The organism is Clostridium sp. NSJ-145, assembly GCF_021044725.1.
In the GTDB taxonomy this organism is placed as follows: domain Bacteria; phylum Bacillota; class Clostridia; order Clostridiales; family Clostridiaceae; genus Clostridium; species Clostridium disporicum_B.
This window is the reverse complement of sequence record NZ_JAJNOS010000004.1, coordinates 94,356-110,505: the sequence shown is the minus strand read 5'-3', so window position 1 is coordinate 110,505 and position 16,150 is coordinate 94,356. Positions and strand designations below refer to the sequence as shown.

General features: G+C 28.9%; 12 protein-coding genes. All 12 read right to left on the bottom strand.

Features of this window, described 5'->3' with window-relative positions; translation table 11 throughout:
* Nucleotides 1-168 precede the first annotated feature (168 nt).
* Complete coding sequence (locus LQE93_RS05420) at nucleotides 169-702, bottom strand: DUF308 domain-containing protein (protein ID WP_231072503.1); 534 nt, start codon at nucleotides 700-702, stop codon at nucleotides 169-171.
* A gap of 136 nt (nucleotides 703-838) precedes the next feature.
* Nucleotides 839-1,306: a MarR family winged helix-turn-helix transcriptional regulator gene (locus LQE93_RS05415; RefSeq protein ID WP_231072500.1), complete on the bottom strand. Its 468-nt coding sequence runs from the start codon at nucleotides 1,304-1,306 to the stop codon at nucleotides 839-841.
* Between the two features lie 21 nt (nucleotides 1,307-1,327).
* Complete coding sequence (locus tag LQE93_RS05410; RefSeq protein WP_231072493.1) at nucleotides 1,328-2,035, bottom strand: lysoplasmalogenase; 708 nt, start codon at nucleotides 2,033-2,035, stop codon at nucleotides 1,328-1,330.
* A 378-nt stretch (nucleotides 2,036-2,413) separates the two neighbouring features.
* Entirely contained in the window at nucleotides 2,414-3,271 is an 858-nt protein-coding gene (locus LQE93_RS05405) for an AraC family transcriptional regulator (protein ID WP_055263693.1), read from the bottom strand.
* A gap of 275 nt (nucleotides 3,272-3,546) precedes the next feature.
* The gene (locus LQE93_RS05400) at nucleotides 3,547-4,209 is read right to left on the bottom strand and encodes a class I SAM-dependent methyltransferase (RefSeq protein WP_231072491.1); all 663 of its coding nucleotides are present in this window, start codon (nucleotides 4,207-4,209) and stop codon (nucleotides 3,547-3,549) included.
* Nucleotides 4,210-4,246: 37 nt separating this feature from the next.
* Nucleotides 4,247-4,921, bottom strand: a complete 675-nt coding sequence (locus tag LQE93_RS05395; RefSeq protein WP_231072489.1) for a hypothetical protein — start codon at nucleotides 4,919-4,921, stop codon at nucleotides 4,247-4,249.
* A 176-nt stretch (nucleotides 4,922-5,097) separates the two neighbouring features.
* A complete protein-coding gene (locus LQE93_RS05390) occupies nucleotides 5,098-9,105 on the bottom strand; it encodes a pectinesterase family protein (RefSeq protein WP_231072481.1) in 4,008 nt (1,335 codons plus the stop codon).
* 383 nt (nucleotides 9,106-9,488) lie between these two features.
* Nucleotides 9,489-11,462 (bottom strand): CotH kinase family protein, encoded by a 1,974-nt coding sequence (locus LQE93_RS05385; protein ID WP_231072480.1) that lies wholly within the window; start codon nucleotides 11,460-11,462, stop codon nucleotides 9,489-9,491.
* Between the two features lie 159 nt (nucleotides 11,463-11,621).
* A complete protein-coding gene (locus LQE93_RS05380) occupies nucleotides 11,622-12,863 on the bottom strand; it encodes a sensor histidine kinase (protein WP_055263699.1) in 1,242 nt (413 codons plus the stop codon).
* A 2-nt stretch (nucleotides 12,864-12,865) separates the two neighbouring features.
* Complete coding sequence (locus tag LQE93_RS05375; RefSeq protein ID WP_231072478.1) at nucleotides 12,866-13,549, bottom strand: response regulator transcription factor; 684 nt, start codon at nucleotides 13,547-13,549, stop codon at nucleotides 12,866-12,868.
* A gap of 124 nt (nucleotides 13,550-13,673) precedes the next feature.
* Nucleotides 13,674-14,201, bottom strand: a complete 528-nt coding sequence (locus LQE93_RS05370; RefSeq protein WP_231072476.1) for a GNAT family N-acetyltransferase — start codon at nucleotides 14,199-14,201, stop codon at nucleotides 13,674-13,676.
* A 476-nt stretch (nucleotides 14,202-14,677) separates the two neighbouring features.
* A complete protein-coding gene (locus LQE93_RS05365; protein WP_231072474.1) occupies nucleotides 14,678-16,150 on the bottom strand; it encodes a glutamate synthase subunit beta in 1,473 nt (490 codons plus the stop codon).

Below are 16,150 nucleotides of genomic sequence, written 5' to 3'. Positions count from 1 at the left end.
ATATTTAAGGACTGTATCAAAATTAATTTTGATACAGTCCTTTTTTCAATTAATTCTATCATATTTTATTTTTCATACACAAGTAGTCTATGCTTCATTTAAAGTATCAAATACTATAAATATAATACTGCTTAAAGAATGTTTGTTTATTTTTTTAGTACATATTAATCAAACTAGTTCCTCTTCTCCAGAGTGTATTTTTATAATTTCAAATATACCTTCAATAATTAATTCAACACCTAATATAACAATATGTTCTAAAGCTTTTCCTAAGGGATCAAAAATTAATAAAATAGATAAGGTAAATTCAATAACTGCTTTCAATAAAGCTACAATACCGCCTTCTTTTTTATGAATTTTATATAACGCCTCATTTAAATAATTTGCAGATTTATTTAGTCCTAATAATCCCCAAAATATAACTACTACAACAAATGCATCATTTTGCTTTATTAATATTGCTATTGAAAAAGCTATCATTACAAGAGCTACTTCAAATTTCTTTCCATTTAAATCTTTATGATGGTCCTCTTTAATTCCTTCTATAAGCTTAACTACACCTTTTACTAATAAAACTATAGCACATACACCTGTTAGCCATTTGTATATTTCTTCATGAAAAAATATACATATAACTCCATTTATAATTATTAAAATAGTTGATATATAGTCCCAAACTCTTGAGCTAATCTTTCCTTCCATTTTATCACTATCTTTCTATATAGTTATATTAATTGATATATAGTTTGCCCAAATATATTATTAATATAATAATTATATTGATTATACTTACAAAAAAAGCACTCTATCCCTTTAAGAATAGTTGTGCTTTTTCATTTTATTTTTCCTTTAAGTATGAATCACAAATCATCTCAAGATTATCTGTAATATAGAAGAAAACACGATAAAAGTTTTTTCGTTCATCTTCATCTAAACTTTTAGAAGCATTAGTAACTGCCTTAGCTATGGCTTCATTTATCTGATTATTTATTTCCTTACCTTCCTCTGTAAGTATAATTCTTGTACGATACTTACGACTAGGATATGTCTCAGAATATTTTACAAATTCCTTTTTAGTAAGCTCAACAATTGTTCTTGATACAGCTGCCTTATCCTCAATACATAATTTGCATAACTCTGTAGCTGTAAGTCCTTCTGGATTTTTACCAAGATAGTACATACACATCACATGACTTGGTTTCAATCCCATACGCTTAGTTTCAGCAAGCTTAATTTTTTGAATACACTTATATGCTTTTGCAACAGAAGTTGTAAATGATTCGAAACGCTCTATAACTTCAATCATAGTAATACCCTTCCTTTCATTTTAAGAAGCTTTTGACATACTATTATTTTTCTCTTGTTTTGATGAATTAGCACAAGCATATATAAATAGTGACATTGCAAGTAGAAATTGAGCTGGATAATATGTACTAAGACATAAATAAGAAGCAACTGAAATACCTCCAAATAAATCTAGCATCAACATAAAATCTGATATAAAGAATAATATACTTCCTATTGCAACTATGATATTAACCTGATTCTTCTCCTTTAATAAATTTGAAATTGCCTTACCAACCATAAATGAAATAATAATAGCATAAGTACAACACACACCTTGCATTAAAGAACCTCCAAAATCTAAAAATGGAGTAAATAATATAATAGCTACTGAAATCAATGAAATACAAATACCGCATATTAAATCTCTAATGTTAATGCTCTCTAGCATACAGTAAGATATTAGATAAAATATATGTCCAAGAGCAAATACTGCTGTACCAAGATAGAAATTAAGTACAAGTAATATATCTCCTAGCATAGCACATACTAAAGCCACTATCATCCATATCGGAAATTTCAAGTTATTTTTATTCTTAAAACAGTATACTAAATTTATAACTCCTGCTCCAACAAACATAATACTAGCAATAGATTTAGCAGGTAATCCACCACCAAACATATAACAAACATCAAAAACTAATATAAAAATTAGCACAATAATATTTGCCAATATAAATGATTTCCTCATAATTTTCACCTTTCAATACGTCTAAAATTTGTTGAATTATCAACAATTTAAAATATATCAACAATTTGTTGAGTTGTCAACAACTCCATATTTTATGATATATTTATTAAATGAAAATATTGTGTATCTAAACTAAATAAAAAAACGATAAGCTACGTTAAACAAACATATCTTATCGCCTCTTTTATACTATAATATTACTTTCTAACTCTTCTTAATAAATAGAATCCTACTATTATTAATAAAACTGTCATAGCTCCAGCCATTACGGAAGATGTTCCTCTTTTATCATTTGCTTTTCAAATAACCGTATAATGTTAGAATATCCTCCTACATTTAACTACTTCTGCTTATATATATATCTTATATAATTAATATCTATTTTTTCTTTACTGGAATCCAAATTTCACTATAATAATTTTTATCTAAGATCCCCTTTTCATACTTACTTGGGTCATTATACATTTCTATATTATAACCTGCTGCAATAGTGTATTCTCTTTCATTCGGTAGCCACTCTGAGAATATTTTCTTATTAGCTTCCTGAATTGCCTGTGGACTTGGTCCATAACAAGGGAAAATAGCCCATGTAAACTTAGGAATTGTTTTAACTATATATCCTTCCATTCCATCTTTCTCTTGAGAATAATCCTCTGCAATAAGATATTCAAATTCATCTCCACTCATTTTTTCATCAATGTTAATACCATACATTCCACAAATATCCTTTAATTTTCCTTGTGAAATATGCTCATTCCAGAATGAAGGAACCTCCATAAATGCAGATTCATACTTAAATTTCTTAGATGCTCCTATAACCTTAAACTCATCCTTCTCAACAATTTTATAATCCATAATATATCCACCTTCCAATGAAAATTTGATTCTAAGGGCAACGAAAGACTTTACCATTGCACCTTCTTTACGAACAGCAGATGGTGTAACTCCGTGAAATCTTGTAAAAGCTTTAGTAAAGCTATCTGGAGAATCATATCCATACTTTATTGCAATATCTATTATTTTTTCATTAGTAGATAAGACATCACTGCCGGCAAGCGAAAGTCTTCTTCTTTTAATATACTCACTTAATGAATAGCCACATAACATTCCAAATCCTTTTTGAAAATAAAAAGGAGAAATATTTACTCTATCTGCAATTTCTTCTATGGATAAATCCTTTGTAATATTATCTTCTATATAAGAAATAGCTTCTCTAATGCTTTCAATCCATTCCATAATTTTACCCCCTCTTCATTTCGTTAATCTAATATTATCATCGTAAAAGATTGGCTTCCCGATTTTTTAGGCTTTCTTTTGTCCTATAATTATTATAAAAAAATATATACAGTCTATTTACATCTCAACATCTTCAATTAATTTTCCACATATCATACTTTTAAACTCATTATCAAGTGTACTGCATGATATTAAAAATAAATTTAACGAAAATAAAATTATCACTAACTTAATTTTATTCACCCTTATCATCTATATATATTTCATAAATTTTACTATTCCTTTTTTAAATAAAATAATCTATTATATTGGTCATGCTCTTTGTAATAAATCTCCTTAAATTCTTTTATGGTAAATTCATTATTAAAGAACTCATACCATTCCTCAGTTGATCTATTCAATAAAAGTAATCCATCATCTAATAAACTATCTTTTACAACTTCTATATTAAACTCTTTTATTTTATCTTCTGTAATATACGGATTTAATTTAACTAGTACTTTCCCGTTAACCTTTAAAATTCTTTTTACTTCTTTAATCAATAATTCCGAATCTTCAGGATATAAATTATCAATTATGTTTGATAAGACTACTGAATCTATACATGATGACTCAATATTTTTTAACTCTTCAATTCCACCTTGAATAAATTTATACTCTCCTACTGCCATATCATATGATCTTTTTTTCGCCACTTCTATACCTTTTTCAGATAAGTCTATTCCAATATGAAATTTACTTCCATTCAAAGCGCATAAAAATAATACAGTTCCATTTCCACATCCAAAGTCAACTATTCTTTCTGCTCCATTACATGCCCACTTAATAGCTGAATCAAAAGTTTTATTACCTGTTAAAGGACTTTCTGGTATCTTAGGAATTTGTCTAGAAAATATCTCATCCCATTTTTTATTAACTTTCTCGTATTTACTATCCATATTCTCACCTCTCATAGTTCTCTTATAGTTAAATATCCTAAACCTCTACCTTAGCAAACTTAATATCCTCTTTTATATTATTTTTAATAGCATCTATTATAAAAGCCCTATGATCTATTCCTGTTATAAACAGAATCCTTTTGCCTATATTTTCTTTTATTATATTTATAATATTTTCATTAATATGAGCTTGTCTATCATTGAATATTTCGGCCATTCTTTCATAAGGTGTATCTTTAAATAAAACTTCAAATTGTTTGTAATATACTTTTGCAATAACATCATATTTCTCATCATTAACTTCCTTAGCATTATGATTCAACAGAAGTTCAAGTCTCATATCATCGATAACTTCAAGTACTTTTTTCTCTCTTTTATATTTATCATCATTTTCAAATTCTTTTTCTATCTTAACCTTATCAAAACTATTAAAATAATCATCCCATAAAAGTTTTCCTTCAACCGCCTCTTCAAACCAATCGAAACCATAAAGCTTACATTTATTTTTATATCTTATTTTTGTTTGTACCATTTCATAAGGATAAAACTTTTCTAGATACTGAACAGATTCACCTATATCTTCAGGCCTTATCTCTACTGCTATAACTTCTGGTGAAAATTTGTTAATCACCCCAAAAATATCATCATAACTATAAACGTTATTCTCTTTATGTAATCCATGCATAACGCCTAAAATACACACCTCTGTCATTGCTATTTTCCCTCCCCAAATTTACTTTTTTATATTTTTATAATTCAACATTATCAATTTATTTATAATTATACCATTTTTTTCTATAAATCTATATTGTTTATTATTTTCCATTTAAAATCAAAAGGCGATGAGTCATGTTACTTACACGACTTATCGCCTATTTTATAATAATATTATTTTCTGTCTTTTTTTCTAAATAAGAATACCCCTGCAATTATTAATAGAAGCGCTATTACACCTACTGCTACAGCAAATGTTCCACCTGTATTAGGTAAATTATTAGAATTATTTTCTGTTGTATTTCCACCTACATTATCAGTTGATCCATTTACAGAGTCATCAACAGATTCATCATCTGCAGCATTACCATTAGAATTTCCATTATTGTTATCTTCAACAACTTCATCTACTACTTCTACTGTTACCTTTATCTCTTTAGTTACAGATGCACCTTGACTATCAGAAACTTTGTATACTACTCTGTATTCTCCAGCTTTTGATGTATCCACTGTATTTTCTACTACTTCGATATTTGATGTTATATTTCCATCTTCTTTATCATTTGCAGTTACATCTTCCATTACATCAAAGTTATCTCCTACCTTAATAGTTATATCTTTTGCTACTATTTCTGGTACACTGTTCATTCCTACTAATATAGGTAGTACTGTTACCTTTATTTCCTTAGTTGCTGATGCTCCTTGGCTATCTGTAACTTTATATACTACTTTGTACTCTCCAGCTTTTGCTGTATCTACTGTATTTTCTACTACTTCGATATTTGATGTTATATCTCCATCTTCTTTATCATTTGCAGTTACAGCTTCCATTGCACCAAAATTGTCTCCAACCTTAATAGTTACATCATCTGCTGTTATTACAGGTACTTTGTTCATAACTGTTAATGAAGGTAATACAGTTACTGAATATTCCTCTGAAATATCTCCTGCTGATACTGTTATAGTTGTTGTTCCAACAGCTACTGCAGTAACTACTCCATTTTCATCAACAATTGCTACATTTTCATCATTTGTTTTAAATGTTATAGTCTTTTCTGAAGCATTTTCCGGTCCTACTAAAGCATTAATAGTAGATGTTTCTCCAACCTTTAACGTAGCTTCTTTTTCCTCTAATGCTATTGAAGTTACTGGAATAAAAATTCCATATAATGTTTCAATATTAACCTTTGCTTCAACAGAAGTTGGTATCCAATCAAAAGTAAATGCATCATTGCCATTAGTCGTTGCTGAATTTTTAGCAAATACATTATTCATTTCATAATTTTTAACTTCTTCAACAGTTAATTGATTTCTTGTTTCACTTAATTTTGCTCCTAGTCCAAAGTTTCCAAATTCAAAGAAACGTGAGTCTACAGCTAAAGAGTCTGCTCCCATGTCTTCCCATCCTTTAGCAGTTATATGACTTCCCATATAATTATTAACATAAGTTACTGCTGGAGTCATTTTTTGAGTTTGGCTACTTGGTCTCCACGGTCTACCTAAAGAAACTGTATTATCTGCAATTCCTTCTTCCCCTAATAATCTTGAATTTATTATTAAGTATCCGTAAGCATCTTTATCCCATGTATCTGCTGCTGTAACATATCCATTATTACTTGTTGAATTTCTATTTAAAGAAACTATTTCACAATCATTAAATACTGCTTGTGCACGACCAAAAATAAAATCAACATCACCTTCAATATAATTTTTGTAGTAATATTGTCTTGCTGGCACTGAACTACTTGCATCAGCTAATAATGTGTCTTGGTTACCAATAAGTCTAACATTTATAAAAATACTTTGATCTGCTTGGTTATTTAAAGCAACTGCTTGCTCATTATTATTACCTTGCTCTTTAAACTCATTTGCTATAGTAATATTTTCTGCAGTAAATCCAATAGCTTTTGATTTTACTGTTACACTTGCACTTCCACTTGTTCCATATGCTTTACCTGTTTCAGGATTGATAGTCCCATTAGCAGCATCATATGTCCATACAGTATTTTCACTATCTTCACCTATTATACTTATATATGGTGATTGAACTATTGTTTTTTCTTTATAAATACCATTCTTAACAAATATAACAACACGCTCTTCATTTTTAGTGCTTACAGCATTAACTGCAGCTGAAATTGTCTTATATGTTTTTATACCTTCAACAGTATCTCCATCATTTCCGCTGTAATTACTGTCTACTATCATATTAACATTTTCTTTACTTAATCTTACTATATTAAAGCTTTTTAATGTTTTCTTACCATCTTCTGTTGTTTGATATATATTAATAGTATTTCTTCCAAGCTTCAAGTTTAGTACTTGTTCAAAGCTCTCATTAGCAGCTTTAACTTCTGAATCTACTAATACTTTACCATTTTGCTCTATTGTTATAGTTCCATCTTTATCTGTATAACCAGCTATTTTTATAACAGAATCAAATACTGTATCATTTGGTTTTTCTGTAATAGTAAATTTAGCAGCATCTTTTCCATATTGAAGATTTAGTGGATTGCTATTATTAGGCATCGCACTTACTACTTTAGAATCATGACTTATACCTTCATCATTTGCAGCAACAAGCACATAATAATAAGTAATATTATTAGTTACAGTATTATCAACATATGTATTTCCTGAAACTGTTGCAATTTCTTCATACTGTCCATCTATAGCTGTAGCTCTTTTAACTATATAACTTGTAGCACTCTCTACATTATTCCATGATAAAGCAACATTAGAATCACCAGCTACAGCCTCTACACCCTCTACAGTATCTACTGGCATAACTTCTAAAGTTGAATCGTAGTATACCTTATCTGCAGTTTCTATTTTCACATTATCAAATATAGCTACTGCCGGTGTTGTACTTCCACCATTACTTACAACAAGTCCTACATTCCAAACTCCATCATCTTCCATAGATACATTTTGTGAATTTGTTATAGTATTATTAGCTGGGAAAGTTGGATCTTCTGAAATAAAATATCTAAATACATTTCCTTCTTTTACTATTTTGATATATTTATTTTTAGAATTCGTATCTAATCCATTTATAGCTGCAGCTCCAGCTTTTACATTATCTCTAAAAGCATATCTATATTGATTTGCTCCTGAATCCACATATGCACCAAAATACTGTGCATCATTGGCAGTATTATTATCACGAATAAATACTCCAGCTTGTCCTTTAGGTGCATTGCTCATATCAAAATCTACAAGTCTTGCAGTAATTGTTGCATCACCTTCAACTTCATAATTAACAAATTGGTAATTATCAGTTACTCCATTATCTTTACCTATTAAATTTCCTGAACCTTCTATTGTAAAATTCTTATTTATTTTATCAAAATTAGCATATGAAGTATTGTTTTCATTTCCAATGCTACTATTTATAAAACCTTCTGGTAAAATACCTCTGTCTACAGGTGGCGTAAATGTATTACTATCAAAAACTAATCCTGTAGCATCAGTTATTGAGATATTATCAAAATTAGCTATGGTATTTGAATCTGATTCTCCGTTGCTTACTGCAAATCCAACATACCATTCACCATTATCACTTATAATTTCCTGACCTTTCATCAAAGTCTTATCAGCTGGGAAAATTACATCATCTGAGATGAAATATTTAAAATTATTTCCCTTTTTAACTAACTTGATATATAAGTTCTTATCATTTGAAGTTATTCCTTCAATAGTTTCTGCTCCTGTACCACCCTTTTCTGAGTTGGCATCAGAGACATCTCTATAAGCATATCTATATCCGTCTAAACTTGGTTCTACGTACACACCAAAATAATCTGCATTATCAGTATTATTAGTGCTACGAATAAATACACCAGCTTGCCCACTAGTTGCACTACTCATATCAAAATCTGCAAGTCTTGCAACAATAGTTGCATCTCCTTCAACTTTATAACTTACAAATTGATAGCTATCAGTTGCACCTTTGTCTTTACCTACGTATCCCCCTGTTCCTTCTATATTAAATTGTTTTGTATTATTATCATAATAAGCATTTCCTTCTGCATTGCTACCTATAGCAATACTTGAAAATCCTTCTGGCAAATATGTAAGCATATTTGCATATACTGTTTTCATATCTGGAATAATAAATCCAAATGTAAACATAACCATCAAAATACTACTTAGTATTTGATTTTTTAATCTTTTGTTCATAGCTTTCTCCCTTTCTATTTATGGTAAAATAAAAAACCGGCTAAGATCTAAAACTTATTAGATCTTAGCCGGTTGCACTGCTGACTTTATATATTCTAAGTGCCCATATTACAAATTGTAATTCTCTGTTTCTAATATATTACCATAATTATTAAATACTAAACTATCTTACTATTATTACAGATATTTAGTCTACATCCTATAACTGGCAACTTACTGGGCTATATTGAAATATTTGTATTTTAATGAAGCTTAATCATAGATTTTCAAGGTGTTTTGGGATAATATTCATATATTTCCTTTAAAAATATCCTTATTAGATAGAATATATGTTGGATTTAATTTGTTTCTATTTGCTTACCACTTTCATTATCTCCACTCTATTACTGACTATTTCCAACTTCACCTTCAATATTCTGTTGCATATCATTAGTATTTATATTGGGCTGCTGTTCCATATTAACCCCATTCATATTTGGTGGCATCTGCTGAATATTTGCACCGTTCATATCCGTCGGCATCTGTGGTAGATTTTCTCCATTCATATCAGTTGGCATTTGTGGGATATTTTGTCCATCAATATTTCCTGAGATATTATTCATATCGAACATTCCACCTTTATTTCCACCCATACCCATTTGTTGTTGACCACCTAATACTGATAAATCAACAGTAGTTTCGATAGTACCATATTCTGTTGAAGGCTGTTCACCATTAAGTTGAGCAATTACACTTGATGATCTATCTTGCATAAATGTTCTTAACTCTGAAACTGCACTTTCATATTCATCGTAATTATAAAAAGCTGTCACATCTTCTTTAACATAATCTTTAATCATATTATCAATTTTAGTTACTAAATTATTAAAGCCATCATTGCTTATATAATTTTCTATAATTTGATTTAGATAGCTATGATATAATTCTTTATACTCATCAACTTCCAATAACTTCCCTATTAAAGGAGCATCTTCTAATGTACCTGTTACTGGTGAATCAATTGGGAAATTTACTGCACTACTAGCATTATTAACACCAAATCCTGCAAAGGACATATTTAAGTCCCAAGGCAGCATTTCAAATACTCCATCTCTTTCATAAAGATAATAATTATGATACATTCCACCGGAATAACTATCTAAATTAACTAAAAACGTATTTACTGCAAAGTATTTTAATATTTCTTCTACATTTAGATACTCTTCAAGATTTTCCCCCTTATTTAAGTTTTTTATCATATCTACAATCTTTTGATAATCAGCTTCTGTTGTAGTTTTAAATTCAGCGCTTTCAGTTATTGTTGAATAACTTGCTATATCATCATCTATATATTTAAAATCTGCACCCCCATTATTTCCTTTATTAAATCCGCCCATCATTCCTTGCTTATTACCCTGCATATCATTTGGAATTCCTTCTGGAAGATTTTCTTGCATTCCTTGCATCATATTACCTTCAGCATTTTCTGTTGTTCCATTAAACATAACTCCTTCCATATTAGCAGGCATATCAGTAGGAACGTTGCCTTCCACTCCTTCAGGTATATTTTCTGGAATATTTGGCATATTTCCTTCCATTCCTTCAGGTATGTTTCCAGGCATACTTTGCATATTGCCATCCATTCCTTGTGAATTACTATTTGATGCTGCTGACTCTCCACCTATATCTTCATTCATTTGGAAATCAGGCTTTATCATTTCTTCACCTTTTTGCCCCATATCATTATTATTCAAATCCATAGTTTCAGGTTTATAAAGATTTCCCTCTACTGAACCATAATATTTTTCTATATATCTTTCATCAATATCTTCTATAGCAAGATAAAATCCCCATGGCTCTCCATTTATACTTATACTTGCATAAGAATACTCTGGAGTTGGAACCCCTAAAGATTCATATATCTCATATGATAAATATTCCTTCATGTATGTAGGGTCTTGATAATTATTATTTAAAGCTAATTTTTCTATTCCATTGTATGTTTGACCATCAACATATTTATCAAATTTAATCTTTAAACTATATCTATCTGTAGTATCATCCTTAGCTATATTACTAAGACTTGAATTTCCTTTAGCTCTTACCCCTACACTATAAAAAGTCTCTCCATTTATTGTTACATTTGCCTCATAGTATTCTTCTGCTGTTGCATTTTCTTTTAAATCCTCCCAGTCACTATCAGCAATTTCAATATTAATATTTGTAATATTATCTTTATCTAAGACAGTATCAACATTTTGTATATTTCCATAACCATTTTCAGTATTTGGATTAAATTTAACTAAATATACTCCAATTAAAGCTAAGCATATAATAATTAATGTAATTAAAATATACTTTGTCTTTTTATCATTCATTATTAACCCACCTCCATATATTTCTATTTCATTCTAATAGATGAATCTTAACATTAACTTAACATAAATAAAAAACTCTACGCAGAATTTATCTGTACCGTATACAGCATCAATTCTCTTTTGCATAGAGTTTATATTTTTACTTAATCTAAGTTATCATTACTTTATCGATTTAGGAATTAATAAAGTAAATTCTGTTCCAACCAATTCTTTTGAAGTTAATTTAACCTTAATATCTAAAGTTTTAGAAATAGATTTTAAAAGACTTAATCCTATTCCACTACCACTTATATTCTTAACTCTCACATCAGCACTTCTAAAGAATCTATCAAAAATACGCTTTTGATCTTCTTCCTTTATACCAATCCCATTATCTTTAACAGTTACTTTTATATTCTTTCCTGCATCTTCAAAACTAAGTTGAATTTTACCATTATCACCAGTATATTTAAAAGCATTCTCGATTAAGATAATTATCATTCTCTTAATTTTATTGTAATCCCAGCTCACTTTCAAATCAGAATCTACTGTTTTTACTTCAAAGGTCTTCTCTTGAATTTCAGCTAAATCAATATAGAATTCACTTAAATCTGTAATAAAATCATTTAAAGAAAATTCTGTTATATTAATACTTCCATCAACATCTTCCTTTGATAGTAATAGTAAATCACTATTAAGCTTTTCTAAACCTCTTACCTCACTCATCATTTTTGATATATGTTCAAAATTATTATCAATAGTATCTCCCCACTTATTAGCAAGAAGTTCTAGCTTCCCTCTTATTACTGCAAGAGGTGTTCTCATCTCATGGGATGCATCTTGAACAAAAAATACCTGCTTATCATAAGCCTCCTTAACAGGCTTCATTATCTTTGAAGAAAGATAATAAGATAATACAAGTGCTATTATAATTAGTATAACAAAACTTAATATTATTGAACTCATAAGCTGATTTACAGACTGTATCTCTGAATCTACATTTATTAATAATGATACAACTAAATCATTAAATTTAAATTTTATTCCTCTAAATGTATATTCCCCAAAGGTTAAAGTCACTATTTCATCTTCAGAGTTATCAGGAAAAACTGGTAGATTATCAGAGTCAAAATAGTAATTTTGATTCATTAATGCAACTCCATTACCAGTCTGTATTATCATAATAATATTAGGTGGTAGCTTAGGTATACCTCTCCACTCTCTTACATCTCTCCCTGTATTCATTGCATTGCTATAAGTATTTCTCTCATTCATAAGCTGTTGATCTATATGACTAAATACTATAGAAGTATATAAAGTTTTAGTGATTATCGCAAATATTAACAAGCAAATAAATACTATAGATAAACTCAAAATTATTACTTTCCTCTTGGTCTTTAAAAATATATCCTTCTTCATCATAGTTAGTCCTCAATGCTTTCGTCCATTAAATACCCCATACCTCTCTTTGTAACAATATATTTATCATATCCGTATTTACTTAAATTTTTTCTAAGTCTACTCATATAAACTTCTATTATTTCAGTTGATGCATCACTATTGTATCCACAAATATTATCAAATATCTGTTCCTTAAATAATAGTACACCCTTGTTCATTATTAAATATTCTAATAAACTATACAGCTTCTCATTTAAATCAATTTCATTGCCTTTAATATAAACCCTCTTAGTCTTCATATTAACTTCCATGTCTTTAAACTGAAGCATATTTGAACTTTTTATTTTTCCTACACTCTTTAATATTGCAATTATCCTTGCTTTAAGCTCTTCCATATAAAATGGCTTTGTTAGATAATCATTTGCCCCTAAATTGAAAGCTTTAAGCTTATCTCCAAGCTCTTCCTTTGCTGTAAGAACTATAACTGCTGTGTCTATACCTTTTTTAGACATATGCTTTAACACTCCCATTCCATCTATTTCAGGAAGCATTAAATCTAAAATAATTATATCAAAATCATATAGCTCTAAATAATCAATAGCATCTCTTCCGTTATATACATTTTTAATATCCATTTCATCTTTAAAATACTCTAATATATTCTCACTAATCTTCTCATTATCTTCAACTAACAATACCTTTATCATCACTATTCCTCCATAATAAGCTACATTATTTCTTATTATTTTTATAATCCTAATTATAGCTTACATTTCTGTACATTACCTTAACTAATATGTACAGAAATTTTTCGTAAAATTTATATAGATTTTAACTGAATATTTTTCTATATTCATCCTCAAGTATAGACATTATGTATATACCTCTATACTGATTATCTATAAATATTCCATCTCTTTTTAATCCTTCAACCTTAAATCCTACTTTTTCATACATTTTCTTTGCTCTTAGATTATAGTCAAAAACTTCTAACTCTACTCTATGTAATTTCAACTTTTCAAATGCAATTCTTAATATTTCTACTGTTGCTTTATATCCAATTCCTTTTCCAAATGATTCTTTATTAAATATAGCTATTCTAAAATGACAGCTCTTATTATCATCATCTATTTCCATTAACACAGCTTCACCTAAAATATTATTATTTAAATCACAAATAACATAATCCTCCCTTGAATCATCTTTTACTACTCTGTCTATATAATTACATACTTGTTGTTCAGTTGGATTATTTGTTGTCCCAGTATAATACATCACTTCTTCATCTTGATTTTTAAATCCACTATTCCAATATTCCTTTTTATCTTCTAATGATAATTTTCTTAAGTTTATATCCATATTAACCCCCATCTTCTTTATAACTAAATATCTGTGCACATTATTTTCATCTTTATTTACTCAACTATATTGAATATCAATACTACATCTATCCCTATATACATTTAATTACGTAGTTAATCTTAATTATACATTTATTGTATCATTATCCCAATAAATGTATAATCAATATATAGTTTAACATATATTTTTTATATTACTAAAAATATTTGGAGGTATTACAAGAATAAAAAAACTATTAATACTATTTTCAAAGCAGTTGGTTTATCTATGGGAGTAGCAACTTTAGCTTTATCAATTATAACAACTATTGATATAAACACATCTATAACTCTATTATCAATTGGTCTTACATCATTAGGAATAGCTCAACTTAGTTCAGAAAATTAAACTAGTTCCTAGTGCAAACATATTAACATGAAAAATTTATTTCTATTACGCATATAAAGGATGTCCAAATTGGACATCCTTTAATCCTATTTAACAAGATATTTATGAACATTATAAGCTACATCTATTCCTTCTCTTATAGCCCATACCACTAAAGATTGACCTCTTCTAGCATCTCCACAAACAAATATATTATTTTTATTTGTTTTATAGCTTTTATCATCAGCTTTTATATTTCCTCTATTATTTAATTCTATTTCTAATACTTGAGCTAAATAATCTTCAGAGCCTAAAAATCCCATAGCAATCAAAACTAAATCTACATCTATTAATTTTTCACTATTTTCTACTAGTATAGGTACAACTCTATTATCTTCAGTTTTTTCCCATTTTACGTTTGTTATTACAGCTTTTTTAACATTGCCGTTTTCATCACCAATTAACTCTTTTACTGAAGTTAAATATTTTCTTGGATCTTTCCCAAACTTAGCTACATACTCTTCTTGACCATAATCTTCTTTAAAAATATTTGCCCATTGTGGCCAAGGATTATTATCACTCCTTGATTTTGGTGGCTTATCTGTTATTTCTAGTTGCATTATAGATTTAGCTCCTTGTCTTAAAGCTGTCGCAACACAATCTGTTCCTGTATCTCCTCCACCAATAATTAATACATTTTTATTCTTTGCATCTATATAATTATTATTATCTATTTTCGGTGATAATAAAGTTCTTGTATTTTCTTTTAGATAATCTACAGCAAACTCTATACCTCTTAACTCTCTACCTTTAACATTTAAATCTCTAGGTTTTGGTGCTCCTGTTGCTAATATAACTGAGTCATAATTATTGAGTATCATAGAAGTTACCTTGCTCTCTTTTCCAACATCTACCCCAGTTAAAAAGTTTACTCCTTCTTCTTTCATTAACATAACTCTACGATTTACAACGGATTTATCTAGCTTCATATTAGGTATACCATACATAAGTAGTCCCCCAACTCTATCTTCCCTTTCATAAACAGTAACTGTATGTCCTAACTTATTTAGAATATAAGCTGCTGAAAGTCCTGCTGGACCTGAACCTACTATAGCAATAGTTTTTCCCGTTCTACATATGGGGGGTTTTGCCTGCATTGTTCCATTGCTAAAAGCTTTATCTATTATAAATCTTTCATTTTCCTTTATGCTAACTGATACACCATTAAGTCCAACTGTACATCCATGTTCACAAGGCGCTGGACATACTCTTCCAGTAAACTCTGGAAATGGATTTGTCATTAATAATCTTTGTAATGCCAATTTATAATTACCTTTATATAATAAGTGATTAAATTCAGGGATTAAGTTGTTTAGAGGACAACCAGATACTCTATTATTTATTAAAATACCACTTTGACAATATGGAATTCCACAATCCATACATCTAGCCCCTTGTTCTTTTTGCTTATCTTCACTTAAGCTCTTATGAAATTCATCATAATTATTAATTCTATCTAGTGGAGCTATATTTTCTCCTGCTTCTCTTTCATATACTAAAAATCCATCAGGCCTTCCCAT